Here is a 20,805-nt window from a genome sequence, read left to right as displayed (position 1 = left end):
CGCCGGGCAAAATACGAGCACAATGATCAATCCAACCGACGTTTGGTTTTCATCCACGTCAGGCCAATAAACATCACCGCCGAAGCGATTAAAAACAGGGTGTTGATCATCAGCACCACGGGAATATTGCCCGCCAGGAACAGGCTTTGCAGGGTGCTGACAAAATAGCGCGCCGGGATGATGTAGGTCACCACGCGAATGGCCGCGGGCATACTGTCTATCTGAAAAATAAACCCGGACAACATAATCGACGGCAGAAACGCGGCGTTCAGCGCCACCTGGGCGGCGTTAAACTGATTGCGGGTAATGGTGGAAATCAGCAGCCCCATCCCCAAGGTGCTGAGCAAAAACAGGCTGGTGATGAAAAACAGGATCACCAGCGAGCCGCGGTACGGCACGCCGAGAATAAACACTGACACCAGCATGCACAGCAGCATCGCCAGCATGCCGAGGAAATAGTAGGGAATCAGCTTACACAGCAGCAGCTCGACGCGGGTCACCTCGGTGGAAAGCAGCGCTTCCATGGTGCCGCGCTCCCATTCGCGGGCAATGACCAGCGAGGTCAGAATCGCGCCAATGACCGTCATAATAATGGTGATCGCGCCGGGAATAATAAAATGCTGGCTGATGGCCGCCGGGTTAAACCAATAGCGGGTCTGCACGTCGATAAGCGGTTCGAAGTCCTGGCCGTTATCCTCGGCGCGCTGCTGCTGCCAGATTTGCCAGATACCCTCAACGTAGCCTTGCACAAAGTTGGCGGTGTTCGGTTCACTGCCATCGGTAATCACCTGAATCGGCGCGTCGTCGCCAACGCGGGCCATCTTCTTATCAAAATCAACCGGTACGACGATCAGGCCGCGAATACGCCCGGCCTGCATCATTTCAATCAACTGCTGGCGATTATCGCTGATGGTGGCATCAATATATGGTGAGCCGGTAAGGGTATGGGTGAAGTCCAGCGCCTCCTGGCTCTGCTGCTCCAGCAGTACGCCGACGCGCAGTTTGCTGGAGTCGAGATTAATACCGTAGCCGAAGATAAACAGCAGCAATAGCGGGATCACCACCGCAATCAGCCAGCTGCTCGGGTCGCGAACAATCTGCCGCGTCTCCTTCACGCACAGCGCGCGCACGCGCCGCCAGGACAGCATCTTAGCGCTCATCGGCATGCTCCTTATCCCAGTCGTTAATCAGCGTGATAAAGGCCTGTTCCATGGTCGGGTCCGGCTGCTGCGCGTCTGCGGCCTGCGCTTTTAAATCGTCCGGCGTGCCGCTGGCAATCAGCTTACCGCGATAGACCAGGCCGATACGATCGCAGTATTCCGCCTCATCCATAAAGTGGGTGGTGACCATCACCGTGACCCCTTTTTCCACCATGCTGTTGATATGCAGCCAGAATTCGCGGCGGGTGAGAGGGTCTACGCCCGAGGTGGGTTCATCGAGGAACAGAATATCCGGCTCGTGCATCAGCGAGCAGGCCAGCGCCAGGCGCTGCTTAAAGCCCAGCGGCAGCGCGTCGGTGGTGTGGCGCGCGATGGCTTTCAGGCTGAAAGCGTTGCTCATGCTGTCGATTTTTTCGTTCTGCGCGCGGCCGCGCAGGCCGTACACCCCGGAAAAGAAACGCAGGTTCTGTTCGACGGTGAGGTTGCCGTACAGCGAAAATTTCTGCGCCATATAGCCCAGATGCTGACGTGCCTTACCCGAGCTGACCTTCAGGTCCATGTTCAGCACCAGCGCATTGCCGGAGGTGGGCACCAGCAGACCGCACATCATCTTGAAGGTAGTCGATTTCCCTGCGCCGTTCGGCCCCAGCAGGCCGAAGATCTCGCCGCGTTTGACGGCGAAGTTAACGTGATCGGTGGCGGCGAAATCGCCGAATTTTTTGGTGAGCTGTTTGGCTTCAATCACCGTTTCATCCGGCGAGCCGTCAACGGTGTGGAGAATGGCGCCCAGCGGGGATTCCGAGGTGCCTGCGCCGCCCAGTAGGTCAATAAAGGCATCTTCAAATCGCGGCGCGGTTTCTTCCATCTCCAGTTCAGGCATGCCCGGCGCCTGCTTTAGCGCCTCGGCGGTGGCCGATTTTTTGAGGATGACGCGTACCGAACGGCCCTGAATCATGCCGTCGCTGACCATCTCCTGTTTCAGCGCCCGTTGCAGCAGCTTGCGGTTATTTTCCGCCGGGCTGTGCATTAAGAAGCTGCGTCCGGCCATGGTGCGGGTGAGGGCGGTGGGTTCCCCTTGATACAACAGCTCGCCTTCGTTCATCAGCAGCACGTCCTGACACTGCTCGGCTTCGTCGAGGTACGAGGTACTCCAGAGGATCAGCATGCCGTCACCCGCCAGCTCGTGCACCATCTCCCAGAGTTCACGTCGTGAGATGGGGTCGACGCCGACGCCTGGTTCATCTAACAGCAACACCTTTGGCTCACCAACCAGCGTACAGGCCAGCCCCAGCTTCTGCTTCATACCGCCGGAGAGTTTTCCCGCCAGCCGCCCGGTAAACGGCCCCAGTGCGGTAAATTCCAACAGCCGGGCAAAGGTTTTCTCGCGGACGTCGCCGGTTACGCTGCGCAGATCGGCATAGAGATTAAGGTTCTCCATCACCGTTAAATCTTCATACAGGCCGAATTTTTGCGGCATATAGCCCAGCACCGAATGCAGCGCGCTGTCATCGGCAATCGGATCCAGCCCGAGCACGGTCGCGCTGCCTTCGTCCGGCTTCAGCAGCCCGGCGAGCATGCGCATCAGCGTGGTTTTCCCCGCGCCGTCGGGACCGACAAGGCCGGTCACATAGCCGCCGTTGATGGTGCAGTCCAGCCGGGCGACCGCCGGTTTATCCATGCCGGCGAAGCGTTTGACCAGCCCGCGTAGCTGAATCTGGCCGTCACTCATGGCGCGGTTCTTCGTTGAACTGAAGCGTGACGGGCATCCCCTGGCGCAGGCTGTCATCGGCGTCGGTGACGATAATACGCAGACGGTAGACCAGGTCGGTACGCAGGTCCGGCGTCTCAACCGTCTTCGGGGTAAATTCCGCGGTCGGGGAGACAAAACCAATTTTGCCGTGATACGGCTTATTCGGGCGGCCGTCGGTATAAAGCAGAATTTCTCGACCCGGCTGCGCCTGGTTGAGATTTTTCTCGTCCACATAGGCGCGGACCCACACCGGGCGGGTGAGGGAGAGGGTCAGTACGGTGCTGCCCGCGTTCAGCATGCTGCCCGGCTCCACCGCGCGGGTGAGCAGGGTGCCGTCTGAGGGGGCGGTCAGTACGGTGTCATGTAGGTCGAGAGTGGATTGGGCCAGCTGCGCCTGCGCCTGCTCCAGATTGGCTTTCGCCTGAGCAATCTCCTGCGGACGATTCCCCGCACGATACTGGCTGAGTTTATCCTGTGCCGATTTGAGCGTCGCCAGCGCCTGATCGCGGGACGAACGGGCATTTTCCAGATCGTTGGCCGACAACAGTTTTTGGTTCCACAACCCCTGCTGGCGCTGGAGATAGCTTTGCGCATAGTCATAGGCCGCTTGCGCCTGTTTCACCGAGGCGGCGGCCTGGGCAATTTCTTCCGCCCGATAGCCCGCCATCATCAGGTCGTACTGCGCCTGCGCCGTCGCGACGTTGGCTTTGGCCTGCATCAGGGCATTTTCATAAGGCGCCTGGTCCAGTTGACCGAGGATCTGCCCCTGCTTGATGGCGTCGCCTTCGTCGACCGTCAACGACTGTAAGCGGCCGCCGACGCGGAAGCTCATATTCACAGTACGAATATCCACGTTGCCATAGAGCGTCAGGCCGTTGTTTTGCCGACTCTGGTACCACCACGTGCCGCCGCCAATCAGCGCGACGATGACCACCACCGCCAGAATCAGAACCACCGGTTTTTTCATGAGTTGAGGCTCCTTTGCGTTAATCCTTGCAAGATCAGATCGATATGGCAGGTTACTACCTGGAAAATTTGCTCAGCTTTGTCGGCGTCAAACTGCGTCCAGCCGGTGCGCATCAGGATGGTTTCTCGCCCGAGGCGAAACGCCAGCACTTCGCCCAGCAGGGCGTGGGTGTGGAGGATCATCTGCGTACTGTTAGCATCGCAGCCGGTATAGGCGGCAATCAGGCGAGTCAGGTGCGCGTGCAGCGGGGCAATGACCTGATCGTGGATACGCTGGTAAGCGGCGGTCGGCGACAGCTGCTCGCGAGAGATAAATTTGCTGAGGTTAAGGGTATCGTCCTGGGTCAGCAGTAAGATCATGTTCTGGCAGGCGCGGAGGATCAGGGTACGCATGGCCTCTCTGTCCGGCTGCGGCTGGGCAAACAGCTGCTCGGCGGCTTCGGCATGGGCGCGAAAGTTTTCGCCGATAAAGTCGGCGATCCACTGGGCGCAGGCCTGGTATAAATCTTCTTTTGAGCCAAAATAGTAGGTGATGGCGGCAATATTCTGCCCGGCCTGAGCGGCAATATCGCGGGTGGTGGCGTGCAGGCCGTACTCGCCAAACTGGGCGAGCCCGGCGGCGATGAGCTGGCTTTTGGCCTGCTCGCCTTTGCTGGTTATCGGTGTGGTCGTCATGGCACCACCAAAATTAATCAAACGATTGATTAAGATTATGCCGGGTTTTTGCGCTTGTCCAGTCTGGTGAATAATCTTGTTTTCTACCGCGAAGGGGATAATTTATGCGGTGAATCACAAAAACTGCTACACTCCGCCCCTTCATGACATTGTGGTTTTTGTCATTACCTGTTTTTTTATCCCCTCGAAAACTACACCGCATGCGGTCGGGGTGGGTGTGGAGTACTTATGTCTTTTGATTCTCTCGGACTGAACCCCGATATTTTGCGTGCCGTTGCTGAGCAAGGCTACCGCGAACCCACCCCCATCCAGCAGCAGGCGATTCCTGCGGTACTGCAGGGCCGTGATTTGATGGCCAGCGCGCAAACCGGCACCGGTAAAACCGCAGGCTTTACTCTGCCGCTGTTGCAACTGCTGGTTTCCCGCGAGCCGCACGTGAAGGGCCGTCGCCCGGTGCGTGCGCTGATCCTCACCCCCACCCGTGAGCTGGCGGCGCAGATTGGCGAAAACGTGCGTGAATACAGTAAATACCTGAACATCCGCTCGCTGGTGGTGTTCGGCGGCGTGAGCATCAACCCGCAGATGATGAAGCTGCGCGGCGGCGTAGACGTGCTGGTCGCCACGCCGGGCCGTCTGTTGGATCTGGAGCATCAGAATGCGCTGAAGCTGGATCAGGTCGAAATTCTGGTGCTCGATGAAGCGGACCGTATGCTCGATATGGGCTTCATCCACGACATTCGCCGCGTGTTGACCAAGCTGCCGGCGAAGCGTCAGAACCTGCTGTTCTCCGCAACGTTCTCCGATGACATTAAAGGTCTGGCGGAAAAACTGCTGCATAACCCGCTGGAAATTGAAGTGGCGCGCCGTAATACCGCTTCCGAGCAGGTGACACAGCACGTTCACATGGTGGATAAAAAGCGTAAGCGCGAGCTGCTGTCGCAGATGATTGGCGAAGGCAACTGGCAACAGGTGCTGGTGTTTACCCGTACCAAACACGGTGCTAACCACCTGGCGGAGCAGTTGAATAAAGACGGCATCCGCAGCGCCGCCATCCACGGTAATAAATCGCAGGGTGCGCGCACGCGTGCGCTGGCCGATTTTAAATCCGGCGATATTCGCGTGCTGGTCGCCACCGACATCGCCGCGCGTGGCCTGGATATTGAAGAGCTGCCGCACGTGGTGAACTACGAGCTGCCGAACGTGCCGGAAGATTACGTTCATCGTATTGGCCGTACAGGCCGCGCGGCGGCGACCGGAGAAGCGCTGTCGCTGGTTTGCGTCGATGAACACAAACTGCTGCGTGATATCGAGCGCCTGCTGAAGAAAGAAATTCCGCGTATTGCGCTGCCGGGCTACGAGCCGGACCCGTCCATTAAGGCCGAGCCGATTCAGAACGGTCGCCAGCAGCGTGGCGGTGGCAACGGCGGTGGCCGCGGTCGCGGTCAGAGCCAGGGTCAAGGCCAAGGCCAGGGGGCGGGCCGTAGTCAGCAGCCGCGTCGCAACGACGGCGGTGCGCCGAAAGCCAGGCCGCGCAGTGCGGAGGGAAAACCGGCTGGTGATAAGCCGCGCCCGCCGCGTCGCCCGCGTAAACCCGCAGCAGCACAGTAAATTGCGAGCCCGGCCGAAAGCCGGGCTTTCTTTTTTGCGACAGCGTACAGAAAATGCCACAATAGTGGCTGTTTATACAGTATCTCAGGTTTTCTCATGGCTTTGACCGCCGCGCTGAAAGCGCAAATCGCCGCCTGGTACAAGGCGCTTCAGGAACAGATCCCCGACTTTATCCCCCGTGCGCCGCAGCGGCAGATGATTGCGGACGTCGCCAAAACGCTTGCCGGGGAAGAAGGGCGGCACCTGGCGATTGAAGCGCCAACCGGCGTCGGGAAAACCTTGTCCTATCTGATTCCCGGCATTGCGATTGCCCGAGAAGAACAAAAAACGCTGGTGGTCAGCACCGCCAACGTGGCGCTACAGGATCAGATCTACAGTAAAGATCTGCCGCTGCTGCGCAAAATTATCCCCGATCTGCGTTTTACCGCCGCCTTTGGTCGTGGCCGCTACGTCTGCCCGCGTAACCTTGCGGCGCTGGCCAGTACCGAACCAAACCAGCAGGATCTACTCGCGTTCCTTGATGATGAGCTGACGCCGAGCAACCAGGAAGAACAGAAGCGTTGTGCGAAGCTCAAGGCCGACCTCGATGGCTATAAGTGGGACGGTCTGCGCGATCATACGGATATCGCCATTGACGACGATCTGTGGCGGCGACTCAGCACGGATAAAGCCAGCTGTCTGAACCGTAACTGTCATTACTACCGCGAATGCCCCTTTTTTGTCGCGCGCCGCGAGATTCAGGAAGCCGAAGTGGTAGTGGCTAACCATGCGCTGGTGATGGCGGCGATGGAGAGCGAAGCGGTACTGCCGGAACCGAAAAACCTGCTGCTGGTGCTTGATGAAGGCCACCACCTGCCGGACGTGGCGCGCGATGCGCTGGAGATGAGCGCCGAAATTACTGCGCCGTGGTACCGGCTACAGCTCGATCTGTTCAGCAAGCTGGTGGCGACATGCATGGAGCAGTTCCGCCCGAAAACCACGCCGCCGCTGGCGTTGCCGGAACGGCTGACTGCGCACTGCGAAGAGCTGTACGAGCTGATTGCTTCACTGAATAACATTCTTAATCTGTATCTCCCTGCAACTCAGGAAGCCGAACACCGCTTCCCGATGGGCGAGTTGCCCGATGAAGTGATGGAGATATGCCAGCGTCTGGCCAAACTCACTGAAATGCTGCGTGGGCTGGCGGAGCTGTTCTTAAACGATCTCAGCGAGAAAACCGGCAGCCACGATATTGTGCGTCTGCACCGGGTTATCTTGCAGATGAATCGCGCGCTGGGCATGTTTGAGTCCCAGAGCAAACTGTGGCGGCTGGCGTCGCTTTCGCAGGCGTCGGGCGCGCCGGTCACCAAGTGGGCGACCCGCGACGTGCGCGATGGGCAGATGCACGTCTGGTTCCACTGCGTCGGTATTCGCGTCAGCGACCAGCTTGAACGCCTGCTGTGGCGCAGCGTGCCGCATATTGTGGTGACATCGGCCACATTGCGCTCACTGAATAGCTTCTCGCGGTTGCAGGAAATGAGCGGCCTGAAAGAGAAAGCGGGCGACCGCTTTGTGGCGCTGGACTCGCCGTTTAACCACGTCGAGCAGGGAAAAATCGTGATCCCGCAGATGCGCTACGAGCCGCTGATGGAAAACGAAGAGCAGCATATTGCCGAAATGGCGGCCTATTTTCGCGAGCAGGTTGAGAGTAAGAAACACCATGGCATGCTGGTGCTGTTCGCCAGCGGGCGGGCGATGCAGCGTTTCCTTGAGCACGTGACCGACCTGCGGCTAATGCTGCTGGTGCAGGGCGACCAGCCGCGCTATCGGCTGGTGGAGCTACATCGCAAGCGCGTTGAGAGCGGCGAGCGCAGCGTGTTGGTTGGGCTACAATCGTTTGCCGAGGGGTTGGATTTAAAAGGCGAGCTGCTAAGCCAGGTGCACATCCACAAGATCGCTTTTCCGCCCATCGACAGTCCGGTGGTCATCACCGAGGGGGAATGGCTTAAGAGTCTCAATCGCTATCCCTTTGAGGTGCAAAGCCTGCCGAGCGCGTCATTTAACCTGATTCAGCAGGTGGGGCGATTAATTCGTAGCCACGGCTGTTGGGGCGAAGTGATCATCTACGACAAGCGATTGTTGACCAAAAACTACGGTAAGCGTTTACTGGATGCGTTACCGGTTTTCCCGATTGAACGTCCGGAAGTGCCGGAAGTAAAACAGAAAGCTAAACCCTCACGCCGTAAAAAACGGTAGCCCGGTGTAGGCCTGATTAGCGAAGTGCCATCAGGCGGCCGCCGCACATTGTCGGATGGCGCTTCGCCTTGCCGGCCTACGATGAGCAAAGGAGCAGAAAATGGATTATCGCAAAATCATCAAAGAAATCGGTCGTGGTAAAAATCATGCCCGCGACCTGGATCAGGATACGGCGCGCGGTCTGTATACCCGAATGCTTGATGGTGACGTTGCGGATCTGGAAATGGGCGCCATCCTGCTGTCGATGCGCATTAAGGGGGAAGGTGAGGCGGAAATGCTCGGCTTCTATGAGGCGATGCAGCAGAAAACGATGCGTTTGACGCCGCCGGTAGGTAAACCTATGCCGATAGTCATTCCGAGCTATAACGGTGCGCGTAAGCAGGCCAACTTGACGCCGCTGTTAGCGATGCTGCTGCACAAGCTGGGCTTTCCGGTGGTAGTGCACGGGGTCAGTGAAGATCCGACTCGCGTGATTACGGAAACTATTTTTGAGCTAATGGGCATTGAACCTACCCGTCATGCGGGCCAGGCACAGGCGAAGCTTGACGGCCATCAGCCCGTTTATATCCCGGTCGGCGCACTCTGCCCGCCGCTGGAGCGTCAGCTGAACCTGCGCTGGCAGCTTGGCGTACGTAACAGCGCGCATACGCTGGCCAAACTGGCAACGCCGTTCGCTGAAGATGCGGCGCTGCGCTTGTCCAGCGTTTCGCATCCGGAATACGTGGGAAAAGTGGCGAAGTTCTTCAGTGATATTGGCGGGCGAAGCCTGTTGATGCACGGTACGGAAGGCGAAGTGTACGCGAATCCGCTGCGCTGCCCTCAGATTACCCTGATAGACGCCGCGGGCGCGCGGGTGGTGAACGAACGTCAGAGCGATGAGGCGGATACGCCAGTGGCGCTGCCAATGGCAAAAGATCCGCAAACGACCGCCCAGTGGATTGAACGCTGCGTGGCGGGCGTTGAGCCGGTACCGCAGTCGCTGAAAATTCAGATGGCCTGCTGCCTGCTGGCGACCGGTGAAGTGAGTTCCCTGGAAGCCGGTTTGGCCCGCGTCGCGCAGGCGTATTAACCCTTATCCAGCCTACACTCTCTTAGCCCGGGCAAGCGTAAGCGACCCCGGGTTTTTCTTTGCTGAATCCCAGACAAAAAAAGCCCGGCGTGGCAGCCGGGCAAAAAAGGGTATCAACAAGTTCAATGAGGGTTGGAGCACCCGCGAGAGGTCAGCTCACGGGGTATAACAGAGGGTGGCGATTATTTGTAGATAACCGCAGTACCGCTAACTTTGTTGTTGGTGTTAGCAGAGGTGATGGCATAACCGGTAGCGCCCGCTGCGGCAGCTTTCTGCGCCAGCTGAGCTTCCATACCATCCAGAGTCGTCGCGCCGTCAACGGACACGGTACCCATTTCATTCATTTTCTGAGCCTGAGCCTGAGTCACGGGTTGGGCAGCAAAAGCACCAAAAGACAGGGCTGACAGGGCGATAGCAGCAACAGCATATTTAACGTTTTTCATAATATTAATCTCTCGCAGGTTGTTCCGTTCGGGGGACGATGTCTTCGTCGATGTGATAAGTATCACGTTTTTCTTTGGTGGAATAAATCGAAGAGAATTGATGACCATAATCAAAAAAATTGAATGATTATTAATTTATTGATTATTAATAAAATATTCGCGGTGTGAATGTGTTTGGCGGAAATCAGCCGAAAGATGGGCAGCTGAAGGCACAATTTGCTACTTTTTTTGCCAAAAAGTGTACTTGTAAAGATAACCGATTGCTCTGTATGTTGCGGTATGGATTTGTAATAAAGCCTGGTTACATGGCTTGTGTTTGAGATTATATCCTGATTATTTTGGTTGTTGTAAGTTTTTATGTTGCCATTTTAAATGGCGCTAGCGAAGCGGCAGGCACTGCCGCTGCATGAGCTTTTCTGCGCCCATCTTCTTCATATATTTTGAGAAATATTGGCAGGCTTTAGATCTCAGACCACTCGCGCAGCAGGTTATGGTACAGATTGAGCAGTGAAAGCGCCTCTTCCGACTCACCGTGCCGACTATTGAGCGACTGGATATTCCGGTCGAGTTCAAACAGCATCGCGCGGCGTTTGTCATCGCGAACCATCGACTGAATCCACATAAATGACGCTAGCCGTACGCCGCGCGTCACCGGTGTGACGCAGTGCAGGCTGCTGGAGGGATAGAGGACGAGGTCGCCTGCCGGGAGTTTGACCACATGCTGGCCGTAGGTATCGTTAATCGTCAGCTCACCACCGTCGTAACTTTCCGGATCAGACAAAAACAACGTGGCCGACAGATCGGTACGCATCCAGCCGCTATGGGGATGCTGGCGTACCGCGCCATCGACGTGAAAGCCGTAGGTCTCCTGCTGCTGGTAGCGGTTGAACAGCGGGCTGGAGAGGGTTTTTGGCAGCGCGGCGGCAAAAAATAGCGAATGACGATTGACCGCTTCCTGCACGCGGCTCTGTAGCGTCATGTAGCGTTCGCTGCGTGTATCAACCTGTTGATTGTTCTTCACTTGGGCACCCTGCGCCCCGACGGTCGCTCGGCCGTCGACCCATTGCGCCTGGTTGAGTTCCGCGACCAGATCGCGTACCTCGTCCGCGCTCAGCACGCCGGGAATTCGATACATCATGGCTGTGTCTCCTGAAAAAAGTGGGGCTTTCGCCCCACACAATCACTTAGAAGTGAACGTTAGCCGTTAGCACGAAGGTGCGCGGTTCACCCGGATGATAGCGATAGCCGCTCTTGTTAATAGAGGCAACATAATCGGTATCGAACAGGTTATAAACGTTCAGCTGCAGGTCCAGATTGCGATTGACGCGGTAGCCAAGCTTGGCGTCCGCAACCCAGTAGCTGTCGGTAGAGTCCGGCGTACCCACCGCGCCATCTTTGCCACGATGCATGCTGCCGATATAGCGCGCGCCTGCGCCGACTGAAAGGGCATCGGTCGCCTGGTACTGGCTCCATAATGTAAAGGCATGCTCCGGCGTGTACGGCAGGGAATCGCTTTGATCCTGCGCCACCTCGGTGCCTTCACGTACCGTCGCGCGCTGCTGGGTAAAGCCGCCAATCACCTGCCACTCCGGCGTAATGTTGCCCGCAATGGACAGCTCGTAGCCCTCTACACGCTTGGTACCGTACTGGGAGTAGGTACCGTCGTCGTTGGCTTCGACATCGTTTTCAATGTCGGTGCGGAAAACGGCGGCGGACAGCAGCAGACGCTTGTCCAGCACCTCCCATTTGGTTCCCGCTTCGCTGGTTTTCGCCTTCTGTGGTTTGAAATCGGTACGGTTAGCGCTGCTGCCGGAACCACCCGCCGCCAGCGCGAAGTTGCTGCCGCCTGGAGGCTGCTGGGAGATGGCGTAGTTGACGTAAACGTTGCCATTCTGCGTTAAGTGGTAGAGCGCACCGGCTTTCCAGTTCACCAGGTTGCCCGACTTGACGGCATCCACGGTGGTGACCGGGGTATTTTTGGCGACGCCAGCCGGGCAGGCGATAGCGCCGCGCCCGGTGCCGCCGCACAGAGAAGCGCTGTCGTACTCGGTATGATAGCTATCCAGGCGAATCCCGCCGTTGAGTTCAAAATTGCGGGTAATTTGTAGCGTATCGAAGGCGTAAATCCCGAACGTATCGGTCTGGCCGTTTGCATTTGCCCCGCTGCGTTGCAGGCTGCCTAACGAAACGCTGCTATCCGGGTGATACAGATTCACCGGCGGCGCGGTAAACGGGTAAACACCGTAGTTGGTTTGCTGCTCGTGAGTGAATTCCACGCCGGTACTGATATCGTGGCCAATGGCGCCAGTGTAGAACTTCGAGGTCAGGTTGGTCTGGTTGGTGAGGATCTTGTTGCTGACATCTTTGGTGTTGATGTTGCGCGTCCAGGTCCAGGTATTGACGTTACTCGGGTCCGGTCGGCCAATGTTGCTTGCGCCGCCCATTATCGCCGTCATCATGTAATCTTGCTTGATCTGCGACCAGCGGGTGGTGTTGCGGACAGTGGTCGTGTCGTTAAAATCATGCTCGAAACGCATCGTCACCGTATCGGTGGTGGAGTCGTCGTAGTCGGAGCGGGTGCCGTAGAAATTGTGGGTGTCCACTTTGCCGGAACTGTTCAGCGCGGAGGTCGCGGCATTGGGCGCGGAGTAGCCCGGCAGGCCCACGGTAGGTACGCCGCCGTCTGGCGTATTGTTCTGGCTAACGTGCAAATAGTTGAGGTACAGACGATTCTCGGTCCCCAGGCCGAACGCGATGGAGGGGGCAATGCCGTAGCGCTCGTTTTTAACGTTATCACGCCCGGCGTCATGCGTTTTTTCACCCATTAGGTTTAAACGCACGGCGGTGGTTTCACCGATCGCTTCGTTAAGATCCAGCGTACCGCGTCGATACCATGCGCTACCCGCGCTGGCGGAGGCATCAATACCTGAATCCAGGCGCGGCTGCTTGCTGATCATGTTGATCGAGCCCGTTGGCGCGCTACGACCGTAGTCGGATCCCGACGGCCCCTTGATCACCTCGACCTGCTCGGTATTGAACGTATCGCGGGTTACGCTGCCAATATCGCGGATGCCGTCGATATAGATGCTATTCGAGGTATCGGCACCACGCATATAGATGGTGTCGCCCGTCGATGAGCTCCCGTTTTCCCCGGCAAAGAAGGCGCCAACGCCCGGCACGTTTTTCAGTGCGTCGGTCAGGTTGGTGGCTCCCTGATCTTTGAGCACCTGCTCTGAAATCACGGTCACGGTACGCGTGGTGTCGGCAATTGGGCGACTGAATTTTGGGTCAGCGGACCGGGTTGGGGCATACAGTGAAGGAACCTGAGCTTCAACAACCAACGTATCGCCGGCGTTTTTTTCTTTACCCTCGTCGGCCTGAACGGGAGGCGTCAGGCCGAGACAAAGGCCGGTAAAGAAGGTGAGAGAACCAAAGCTACTGAACGGGGTAGTGCGATTTTTTTCCATATCAATGAGCGTCTTATAATTTTTTAAAGCCATTTAAAAATGACAATCGGGGATCGTCTTGCTCCCTTTGCCACTGCAGGTTGTTTAATTTTTATTAAATGATGTTGATAATGATTGTGATAATCATTATCAAGTCGGCGTATCTTTTATCACTCATCGCATTAAAAATAAATACATTGGTTTACAGTTTCTTCATTATTTATACATAAATCTTACATTGTTGAGGGGGATTACCGCTCACTCATACAGCGTTGCAGAACCGAACAGTTTGTTTTTCCCACCGGCAACGTCGACCACAAAGGCTATCGCGCCGGCTTTGTGCGCTTTGCTGGCAAGCTGCTGCTGAAGATCGTCAAGGTTACTGGCACCGCTGGCCGTCACGGTCCCGACCGGGCGAAAAGGTACGCCAGAAGCGGGTGTGGGATGGGCGCAGCCGGTGGTGGTGGTCACGAGCAGTATGGCGAGAAAAAGTCGATGAAAGGTGTTCATGGCATCCCCTCCTGATAGCAACAGGGAATACCTTAATTGTAGGTCGTTGATGGAAAAAAACGGCCACCGGGGTGGCGGTTTTTCATCAGGAGCGGCGGGCGTCCGGGCGAATTAAATCAAAGCGATGGCTCTCGTCAATGGTGTAGTAGGCAGAAGGCCCGCCTGCGCGCAGCACCGGCTGGGCGCGTGCGGTCTGGTAGATGCCGTTTTCCAGCAGCGATTCATCAATATGAATGCCAACCACTTCGCCAAGCACCAGCCAGGTATCCACCGCGGTACCGTCGGCACCGGTGAGCTGAATACATTGCGATAACCGGCACTCAAAGTTCACCGGGCTTTCCGCGACGCGTGGCGCGTTGACGACCCGGCCTGGCGCAGCGGTGAGCCCGGCACGGGTAAATTCATCATCACCGTGAGGCAGGGTGGCTGAGGTTTCATTCATCGCTACCGCCAGGCTGCGGGTCGTCAGGTTCCAGACGAACTCTTTGGTCTCGACGATATTCTGCACGCTATCTTTCCAGCCGCTGCTGGCAAAACCGATGATCGGTGGGTGATAGTTAAAGCAGTTGAAGAAGCTGTAGGGGGCCAGGTTATGTCGCCCCTCAGCATCGACAGATGAAATCCAGCCAATCGGTCGCGGCCCTACGATGGCGTTAAGCGGGTCGTGTGGTAACCCATGGCCCTGGGAAGGTTGATAAAAAAACATAGCGCACCTGTTATCAATAAGCAGTTATTCAGACTCCCTTATTTACCGCACCGTCGTCAACGGGTATCTTACGCCGCACTAGGACAGGAGAAAGTCATGAGTACCCAAAAACCGGGGTTGCACCCGCGTAACCGTCATCACAGCCGCTACGACCTGGACGCGCTGCGTCAGGCCTGCCCCGCGCTGAGCGATTTTATTACCCTCAACCCGGTTGGCGAGCAAACCATTAATTTTGCCGATCCGCTGGCGGTGAAGACCCTGAACAAAGCCTTGCTGGCGCACTTTTATGCGGTAAAAGAGTGGGATATTCCGGAAGGTTTCCTCTGCCCGCCAGTGCCGGGGCGCGCAGACTATATCCATCACCTGAGCGATCTGTTAAGCGATGAAAACGGCAACGTGGTGAAGGGCGCGAATATTCTGGATATCGGCGTTGGCGCAAACTGTATTTATCCGCTGATTGGCGCGCATGAATATGGCTGGCGCTTTACCGGCAGTGAAACACATCCGCAGGCGTTTGCCAGCGCGCAGGCTATTCTCAGCGCTAACCCCTCGCTGAACCGGATGATCCGTCTGCGCCGCCAGAAAGAGACGTCGGCGATGTTCAACGGCGTAATCCATAAAAACGAACAGTACGATGCAACGCTGTGCAATCCGCCGTTCCATGATTCTGCCGCCGCGGCTCGTGCCGGTAGCGAGCGCAAACGCCGCAATCTGGGACAGGATCGCGATGATGCGCTGAACTTTGGCGGCCAGCAGCAGGAGCTGTGGTGTGAGGGCGGGGAAGTGGCCTTTATCAAGCAGATGATTGCCGAGAGTAAAGGCTTTGCTCGTCAGGTGATGTGGTTTACGTCGCTGGTGTCGAAAGGGGAAAATCTGCCGCCGCTGTATCGCGCGTTAACCGACGTGGGGGCCGTCAAAGTGGTGAAAAAAGAGATGGCTCAGGGGCAGAAGCAGAGTCGCTTTATCGCCTGGTCGTTTATGGATGATGAGCAGCGTCGTCGTTTCCTGGCGCGCAAACGCTAAGAGAACACGCCGTTTACCCCGAGGGATAAACGGCGTGCTTATCAGGATACGTGCTGCAGGAACTCTTGCAGACGCAGGCTTGGCGGATTTTTCACTAGCTCCTGTGGATTGCCATCTTCGGCAATCCTGCCTTTATCAATAAAGATCAGGCGAGACGCGACTTTTTCGGCAAAGCCGATTTCGTGGGTCACGATAACCATCGTCATCCCTTCTTCCGCCAGATCCTGCATCACTTTCAACACCTCGTGGCGCAGCTCCGGGTCCAGCGCCGAGGTGGGCTCATCGAACAGCATCATTTTCGGCTTCACCGCCAGCGCACGCGCAATCGCCACGCGCTGTTGCTGGCCGCCGGAAAGCTCGGATGGGTAGTGGTGCGCACGTTCCGCCAGGCCCACCTTTGCCAGCAGATCTTTTGCCAGCTTCTCCGCCGCCTCTTTTTTCAGGCCGCGTACGCGGACCGGCCCGAACATCACGTTTTCCAGTGCTGTCAGGTGCGGGAACAGATAGAACTGCTGGAACACCATACCGGCTTCCTGACGAATCAGGCGTTCGTCGACCTTCGGATCATTCACCTTCAGGCCGTCGACAATCAGATCGCCGCTGGTGATCTCTTCGAGTTTGTTGATGCAGCGCAGCAGCGTTGATTTACCCGAGCCGGAAGGACCGATGATCACCACCACCTCACCCTGCTTGATGTTCAGGTCGATGTTATGCAGCACCTGGGTTTGACCAAAGTGCTTAGAGACATTTTTAAATTCAATCACAGGATTTTCATCCTTCTTTCCAGGCGACGCAGAATAAAGCTCAGCACGAGCGTAATGATCAGGTAGAAGACGGCAACGGCGCTCCAGATTTCCAGCGCACGGAAGTTACCGGCGATAATTTCCTGGCCCTGACGTGTCAGCTCGGCAACGCCGATGACGATAAACAGCGACGTATCTTTAATGCTGATGATCCACTGGTTACCCAACGGTGGCAGCATGCGTCGCAGCGCGAGCGGCAGAATCACGTGAATAATGGTTTCGCGGCGAGAGAGCCCCAGCGCCAGTCCTGCTTCACGGAACCCCTTATGAATAGACAGTACCGCACCGCGGGTAATTTCCGCAATGTAGGCGCCGGAGTTGATCATAATGGTGACGACCGCAGCGGTGAAGGGGTCGATACGCAGATCGTTAAATGCCATAGGGAGCGCAAAGTAGATAAACATCACCTGGACGACGATCGGCGTTCCGCGGATCACTTCAATGAAAACCAGCGCGATGTGGTTGGCGATCCAACCGCCAAATGAACGGGCAAAGCCTGCGGCCAGGCCAATGACGAGACCGCCGATGAGACCGAGGATCGAAATCCACAGCGTCATTTTAGCGCCTTCAATCAGTAGCGGAATGGCGGGCCAGATGGCACTCCAGTCAAACTGCATAATACGTTCCTGTTACCGTGGTGAAAAACAAATCCCCAGCGCAGGGCCGGGGAAACGCCAACGAACCGCCGGGAAAATGCCGCCGGCGGTCGTGGTGGGTGTGGCTTATTATTTTGGTTCAGTACCGAACCATTTTTTGTAAATTTCGTTGTAGGTGCCGTTCTCACGCAGCGTTTTCAGCGCGCCATTCACCTTTTCACGCAGCTCGTCATTACCTTTAGAGAAGGCAATACCGTACTGCTGTGCTTCCAGCGATTCGCCTACCGCTTTGAACTGACCGTTACCGGCTGTTTTGATGAAGTAGAGAATGTTCGGGGTATCGTGCAGTACCGCATCAGCGCGGTTGGTGCCCAATTCCATATACGCATTATCGATGTTCGGGAACTGGCGCAGGTCTTTGGTTTTGATGTTTGCTTTCGCATAATCCACGGAGCCTGTACCGCCTTTCACCGCCACCACTTTGCCATCCAGATCTTTCACGCTCTTGATGTCATTGTTGTTGGCTTTCACCATCACCAGCAGGCCGCTTTTGTAGTAGCCGTCGGAGAAGTCGACCGCTTTTTTACGCTCGTCGGTAATGGTAATGCCCGCCAGCGCCAGATCGACGTTTTTGGTCTGCAGCGCAGGGATAATGCCGCTGAAGTCCATCGGCTTCAGGGTGTAATCCAGCTTCAGCTCTTTCGCAATAGCTGCCCACAGGTCGATGTCAAAGCCGACATACTGATTACCCTGCTTAAACTCGAACGGGACGAACGCGGTATCCGTTGCGACAACCAACTGTTTCTCTGCAGCCTGGGAAGAGACCGCAAACGCCAGAGTGAGTGCAGCCAGTGAAACTTTAAACATTGACTTCATAGCATTTCCTTTTATATCCACGGGGCAATCCCCTGCGATAACAAACGGCTTATGAAAAAAACGTGCCAACTTTACAATCAGTTGTTTCTTAACAAATAATGCTTTTTCCGTTGCACAACAGCGGAAAAAAAATGATAGCTTTGCACCAAATAAGGGCACCAGCGTGGTGCATGGAAAGCGTGTTGTTAAGTATGGCGTTTTTTAGCGCAAACGCAGAGGAGAAAACAATCTTTTATTAACGATTGTGTGAGGTGATTATTACAAATGATTTACTTTTGCGGGGTTTGCGTCCAAAAGGTCGCACTTTTATGGTGCAAATCTCTCCGGCGGAGAGGCCGGAGAGGAATAAGATTTTTCTATGGTTATTCGATATTCGCCTCGATAAACCACAGGAATTTATCCAGGTCGCGGGAAGCCGCAGTGAAGATATCTGCAGTGTCTTCATCCTTCGCTTCACTGATTGCTTTGCGCACGTCGTTGGCGACGATGGCATAGCGTTCGGCCAGCGCTTTCAGGTGATCCTGCACGCTGGTGATATCCAACGGATAGCTTTTCAGCGGCGTTTGGGCATTGATGACCTGAGTGGTCCCCAGCGCAATACCGCCGAGCTGCACGGCTCGTTCAGCCATAGTATCCAGATGATCGGTGAGCGCCGTGCGGAAGCCATCAAGCATTTCATGCACCGCGATAAAGTTGGCACCGCGCATGTTCCAGTGCGCCTGTTTGGTAATCAGCGACAGATCGATAAACTGAAGAACCTGACGGTTGAGTAACGCAACGGTTGCCTGTTTTTCGCTTTCCGGAACATCGTTACGCGTATAGAGAAGTTGGGCGTTTTTGGTTTTAACCAGTTTTGCAGTACTCATAATCATATATCCTCTTGATCCGATACACCTATTAAATCGCGTGTATCTGCGTCCTCATGAATTAACGAAAACAAGTATAGCACCGTGAGCGGAACGGTATTTTCTGATTCTGCCTATAGGTTTGATAGAGAGCGTAATTTTGTTTTTTAAATTCAATTAAAACAAGTAGTTCTTGATGATTAAAGGTGGTGGATATTTTTATTAAATTATTTTTATTGATATAAAATAAGAATTTATGCAGTTTGTTTTCGATATTATGCATAGTGGCGTGCACTATGCATAAATAAGATAAATCAACCGACGTCAACTTGTTTTATTTTACTTTCCTGACGCATTGTGAGCGTTGAACCCATTGACGCCATAATAATCGCCCCCAGCGCCATGGACTGGCTAAAGGTCAGCGTCTCACCGAGGAAAACCATGCCGGACATCGCTGCCAGAGCAGGCTCCATACTCATTAATGTCCCAAACGTACGCGTAGGCAGACGTGTCAGCGCAATCATCTCCAACGAGTAGGGCAGGGCGGTAGAAAGTACGGCAATGGCTAAGCCCAGCGGCAGCAGCGACCAGTGGAACAGGGTATCGGCGGCCTGCATAGCGCCCAGCGGCACAAAAACGACGGCGGCAATCAGCGACCCCATCGCCACCGTTGCCGGGCCATGATCTTCACCGGCGCGACGGCCGCTCAGAATATAGACCGCCCAACCGGCACCGGCACCGAGCGCCAGCAGCGCGCCGGTAAGGTCGACATGCGCGACATCCTGCCCCAGTGGCAGCAGGAACCACAGACCCATCACCGCCAGAACTACCCAGATAAAGTCCACCGGTCGGCGTGATGAGAACAGCGCCACCGCCAACGGCCCGGTGAACTCCAGCGCCACGGCAATACCCAGCGGAATACGCTGTAGTGACAGGTAAAAGAGATAGTTCATCGCCCCCAGTGACAGGCCATAGAACAGCAACGGAAGACGCTGCTCTTTAGAGAAACGCAGTCGCCAGGGCTTAAACACCACTACCAGAATCAGCGTGCCGAGCGCCAGGCGCAGCGCCGTGACGCCTGGGGCGCCAATCAACGGAAACAACGATTTAGCCAGCGATGCGCCACTCTGGATGGAGATCATAGAGATCAAGAGGACGAGTATCGGTAACCATGAGGGTAGCTTGCGGGGCGTGCTGGACATCTTTTTCCTGTCAATATTTGTCAAAAGAGGTAAAACCGGCAGTGTAATGGAAATAGTCGGTGACGGTTGAGGAATTGTTGAAAAAAAATCGTCCTGAAACGAGTAGAATTTGCCGAGTCGATGAAAATTTCGTCTGTCAAATTAGGAATTATCTGGAAAATTAAACGTTATTTTTACCGTGATGAACATAAGATTTAACGTAAAAATATGTTTAATATGAATGAGATAGGTGTCTGTGGAAAAGTTTTGTTACATCAAAGATGACCTTAGACATCGTCAGTTCCAAAGAGTTTCTTAACAATTTTTGATATATTTAAAACTTACGGACTTATTAGAAGCACATTTGAGGTGGTTATGAAAAAAATTGCATGTCTTTCAGCACTGGCCGCTGTTCTGGCTATTTCCGCAGGTACTGCCGTAGCTGCAACCTCCACTGTTACCGGTGGTTACGCACAGAGTGATATGCAGGGCGTCGCTAACAAAGCTGGCGGCTTCAACCTGAAATATCGCTACGAAGCAGACAACAGCCCGCTGGGTGTGATCAGCTCCTTCACCTACACTGAAAAAAGTGACACCCAGAACGGCGTGTACACCAAAGGTCAGTACTACGGCATCACTGCAGGTCCTGCTTACCGTCTGAACGACTGGGCAAGCATCTACGGCGTAATTGGTCTGGGCTACGGTAAAGCACAGGGCAACCAGTTCCCGAACAATGACAGCACCAGCGACTACGGTTTCTCCTACGGTGCCGGTCTGCAGTTCAACCCGATCGAAAACGTAGCACTGGACGTATCTTACGAACAGTCTCGTATTCGTAGCGTTGACGTTGGTACCTGGATCGTGGGTGCAGGTTACCGCTTCTAATCACTTCGGTGATACAAAAAGGGGTCTT

The 20,805-nt window shown here is 55.5% G+C and carries 19 protein-coding genes; 5 read left to right on the top strand and 14 right to left on the bottom strand.

Going from position 1 to position 20,805, the window contains the following annotated elements; genetic code table 11:
* Window positions 1-26 precede the first annotated feature (26 nt).
* From ABTW00_RS16230 to cecR, 4 genes are read right to left on the bottom strand one after another with little or no spacing between them, the layout of a single operon-like run.
* Complete coding sequence (locus ABTW00_RS16230) at window positions 27-1,160, bottom strand: ABC transporter permease (protein ID WP_433636348.1); 1,134 nt, start codon at window positions 1,158-1,160, stop codon at window positions 27-29.
* A complete protein-coding gene (locus tag ABTW00_RS16225; protein ID WP_433636347.1) occupies window positions 1,150-2,889 on the bottom strand; it encodes an ATP-binding cassette domain-containing protein in 1,740 nt (579 codons plus the stop codon). The genes ABTW00_RS16230 and ABTW00_RS16225 overlap by 11 nt, the downstream gene beginning before the upstream one ends.
* A complete protein-coding gene (hlyD, locus tag ABTW00_RS16220; protein WP_065355573.1) occupies window positions 2,882-3,877 on the bottom strand; it encodes a secretion protein HlyD in 996 nt (331 codons plus the stop codon). Before hlyD ends, ABTW00_RS16225 begins: the two co-directional genes overlap by 8 nt.
* Window positions 3,874-4,551 carry a transcriptional regulator CecR gene (gene cecR / locus ABTW00_RS16215; RefSeq protein ID WP_064548456.1) on the bottom strand — a complete coding sequence of 226 codons (678 nt, stop codon included), beginning with the start codon at window positions 4,549-4,551 and terminating at the stop codon, window positions 3,874-3,876. Before cecR ends, hlyD begins: the two co-directional genes overlap by 4 nt.
* Window positions 4,552-4,779: 228 nt before the next feature.
* On the opposite strand from cecR, the gene rhlE reads away from it, so the two are divergent.
* The 3 genes from rhlE (at window position 4,780) to ybiB (ending at window position 9,463) form a co-directional block, all read left to right on the top strand.
* Window positions 4,780-6,159 carry an ATP-dependent RNA helicase RhlE gene (rhlE, locus tag ABTW00_RS16210; RefSeq protein WP_433636345.1) on the top strand — a complete coding sequence of 460 codons (1,380 nt, stop codon included), beginning with the start codon at window positions 4,780-4,782 and terminating at the stop codon, window positions 6,157-6,159.
* Between the two features lie 96 nt (window positions 6,160-6,255).
* Window positions 6,256-8,394, top strand: a complete 2,139-nt coding sequence (gene dinG, locus ABTW00_RS16205) for an ATP-dependent DNA helicase DinG (protein ID WP_065355576.1) — start codon at window positions 6,256-6,258, stop codon at window positions 8,392-8,394.
* A gap of 100 nt (window positions 8,395-8,494) precedes the next feature.
* Complete coding sequence (ybiB, locus tag ABTW00_RS16200) at window positions 8,495-9,463, top strand: DNA-binding protein YbiB (RefSeq protein ID WP_433636344.1); 969 nt, start codon at window positions 8,495-8,497, stop codon at window positions 9,461-9,463.
* Between the two features lie 182 nt (window positions 9,464-9,645).
* Here ybiB and ybiJ read toward each other — a convergent pair whose 3' ends face one another.
* The 5 genes from ybiJ to ABTW00_RS16175 all read right to left on the bottom strand — a co-directional run bounded on the left by ybiJ (window position 9,646) and on the right by ABTW00_RS16175 (window position 14,568).
* A complete protein-coding gene (ybiJ, locus tag ABTW00_RS16195) occupies window positions 9,646-9,906 on the bottom strand; it encodes a DUF1471 family protein YbiJ (RefSeq protein ID WP_064548464.1) in 261 nt (86 codons plus the stop codon).
* 460 nt (window positions 9,907-10,366) lie between these two features.
* Window positions 10,367-11,044: a PKHD-type hydroxylase YbiX gene (gene ybiX, locus ABTW00_RS16190; protein ID WP_271447064.1), complete on the bottom strand. Its 678-nt coding sequence runs from the start codon at window positions 11,042-11,044 to the stop codon at window positions 10,367-10,369.
* A gap of 46 nt (window positions 11,045-11,090) precedes the next feature.
* On the bottom strand, window positions 11,091-13,373 hold the full coding sequence (locus tag ABTW00_RS16185) for a catecholate siderophore receptor Fiu (protein ID WP_433636342.1): 2,283 nt from the start codon (window positions 13,371-13,373) through the stop codon (window positions 11,091-11,093).
* Between the two features lie 237 nt (window positions 13,374-13,610).
* Window positions 13,611-13,862, bottom strand: a complete 252-nt coding sequence (locus ABTW00_RS16180) for a DUF1471 domain-containing protein (protein ID WP_433636341.1) — start codon at window positions 13,860-13,862, stop codon at window positions 13,611-13,613.
* 85 nt (window positions 13,863-13,947) lie between these two features.
* Window positions 13,948-14,568 carry a flavin reductase family protein gene (locus ABTW00_RS16175; protein WP_433636339.1) on the bottom strand — a complete coding sequence of 207 codons (621 nt, stop codon included), beginning with the start codon at window positions 14,566-14,568 and terminating at the stop codon, window positions 13,948-13,950.
* A gap of 96 nt (window positions 14,569-14,664) precedes the next feature.
* On the opposite strand from ABTW00_RS16175, the gene rlmF reads away from it, so the two are divergent.
* The gene (rlmF, locus tag ABTW00_RS16170; RefSeq protein ID WP_065355581.1) at window positions 14,665-15,591 is read left to right on the top strand and encodes a 23S rRNA (adenine(1618)-N(6))-methyltransferase RlmF; all 927 of its coding nucleotides are present in this window, start codon (window positions 14,665-14,667) and stop codon (window positions 15,589-15,591) included.
* A gap of 41 nt (window positions 15,592-15,632) precedes the next feature.
* On the opposite strand, the gene glnQ is transcribed toward rlmF, so the two are convergent.
* From glnQ to rhtA, 5 genes are all read right to left on the bottom strand, one after another.
* Window positions 15,633-16,355 (bottom strand): glutamine ABC transporter ATP-binding protein GlnQ, encoded by a 723-nt coding sequence (gene glnQ, locus ABTW00_RS16165; protein ID WP_276852632.1) that lies wholly within the window; start codon window positions 16,353-16,355, stop codon window positions 15,633-15,635.
* On the bottom strand, window positions 16,352-17,011 hold the full coding sequence (gene glnP / locus ABTW00_RS16160) for a glutamine ABC transporter permease GlnP (protein ID WP_064548475.1): 660 nt from the start codon (window positions 17,009-17,011) through the stop codon (window positions 16,352-16,354). Before glnP ends, glnQ begins: the two co-directional genes overlap by 4 nt.
* Before the next feature lie 108 nt (window positions 17,012-17,119).
* A complete protein-coding gene (gene glnH, locus ABTW00_RS16155; RefSeq protein WP_433636338.1) occupies window positions 17,120-17,866 on the bottom strand; it encodes a glutamine ABC transporter substrate-binding protein GlnH in 747 nt (248 codons plus the stop codon).
* Window positions 17,867-18,228: 362 nt separating this feature from the next.
* Window positions 18,229-18,732: a DNA starvation/stationary phase protection protein Dps gene (gene dps / locus ABTW00_RS16150; RefSeq protein ID WP_052284751.1), complete on the bottom strand. Its 504-nt coding sequence runs from the start codon at window positions 18,730-18,732 to the stop codon at window positions 18,229-18,231.
* Between the two features lie 293 nt (window positions 18,733-19,025).
* Window positions 19,026-19,913: a threonine/homoserine exporter RhtA gene (rhtA, locus tag ABTW00_RS16145; RefSeq protein WP_064548479.1), complete on the bottom strand. Its 888-nt coding sequence runs from the start codon at window positions 19,911-19,913 to the stop codon at window positions 19,026-19,028.
* Window positions 19,914-20,267: 354 nt separating this feature from the next.
* Between rhtA and ompX the strand changes: the two genes are divergently transcribed.
* On the top strand, window positions 20,268-20,777 hold the full coding sequence (gene ompX, locus ABTW00_RS16140) for an outer membrane protein OmpX (RefSeq protein WP_064548481.1): 510 nt from the start codon (window positions 20,268-20,270) through the stop codon (window positions 20,775-20,777).
* Window positions 20,778-20,805: the final 28 nt, after the last annotated feature.

Origin of the sequence: Kluyvera georgiana, assembly GCF_050990895.1 — a bacterium.
Classification (GTDB): Bacteria; Pseudomonadota; Gammaproteobacteria; order Enterobacterales; family Enterobacteriaceae; genus Kluyvera; species Kluyvera georgiana.
Note: the sequence above shows the minus strand (reverse complement) of the source record. Positions and strands in the feature narration are given on the sequence as shown.

Coding starts and splice junctions, on each gene's coding strand:
- ABTW00_RS16225 (WP_433636347.1), bottom strand. CDS start 2,889: ATGAGTGACGGCCAGATTCAGCTACGCGGGCTGGTCAAACGCTTCGCC.
- dps (WP_052284751.1), bottom strand. CDS start 18,732: ATGAGTACTGCAAAACTGGTTAAAACCAAAAACGCCCAACTTCTCTAT.
- rlmF (WP_065355581.1), top strand. CDS start 14,665: ATGAGTACCCAAAAACCGGGGTTGCACCCGCGTAACCGTCATCACAGC.
- glnH (WP_433636338.1), bottom strand. CDS start 17,866: ATGAAGTCAATGTTTAAAGTTTCACTGGCTGCACTCACTCTGGCGTTT.
- ybiX (WP_271447064.1), bottom strand. CDS start 11,044: ATGATGTATCGAATTCCCGGCGTGCTGAGCGCGGACGAGGTACGCGAT.
- cecR (WP_064548456.1), bottom strand. CDS start 4,551: ATGACGACCACACCGATAACCAGCAAAGGCGAGCAGGCCAAAAGCCAG.
- ybiB (WP_433636344.1), top strand. CDS start 8,495: ATGGATTATCGCAAAATCATCAAAGAAATCGGTCGTGGTAAAAATCAT.
- rhlE (WP_433636345.1), top strand. CDS start 4,780: ATGTCTTTTGATTCTCTCGGACTGAACCCCGATATTTTGCGTGCCGTT.
- dinG (WP_065355576.1), top strand. CDS start 6,256: ATGGCTTTGACCGCCGCGCTGAAAGCGCAAATCGCCGCCTGGTACAAG.
- ompX (WP_064548481.1), top strand. CDS start 20,268: ATGAAAAAAATTGCATGTCTTTCAGCACTGGCCGCTGTTCTGGCTATT.
- rhtA (WP_064548479.1), bottom strand. CDS start 19,913: ATGTCCAGCACGCCCCGCAAGCTACCCTCATGGTTACCGATACTCGTC.
- ABTW00_RS16175 (WP_433636339.1), bottom strand. CDS start 14,568: ATGTTTTTTTATCAACCTTCCCAGGGCCATGGGTTACCACACGACCCG.
- ABTW00_RS16180 (WP_433636341.1), bottom strand. CDS start 13,862: ATGAACACCTTTCATCGACTTTTTCTCGCCATACTGCTCGTGACCACC.
- ABTW00_RS16185 (WP_433636342.1), bottom strand. CDS start 13,373: ATGGAAAAAAATCGCACTACCCCGTTCAGTAGCTTTGGTTCTCTCACC.
- glnP (WP_064548475.1), bottom strand. CDS start 17,011: ATGCAGTTTGACTGGAGTGCCATCTGGCCCGCCATTCCGCTACTGATT.
- ybiJ (WP_064548464.1), bottom strand. CDS start 9,906: ATGAAAAACGTTAAATATGCTGTTGCTGCTATCGCCCTGTCAGCCCTG.
- hlyD (WP_065355573.1), bottom strand. CDS start 3,877: ATGAAAAAACCGGTGGTTCTGATTCTGGCGGTGGTGGTCATCGTCGCG.
- ABTW00_RS16230 (WP_433636348.1), bottom strand. CDS start 1,160: ATGAGCGCTAAGATGCTGTCCTGGCGGCGCGTGCGCGCGCTGTGCGTG.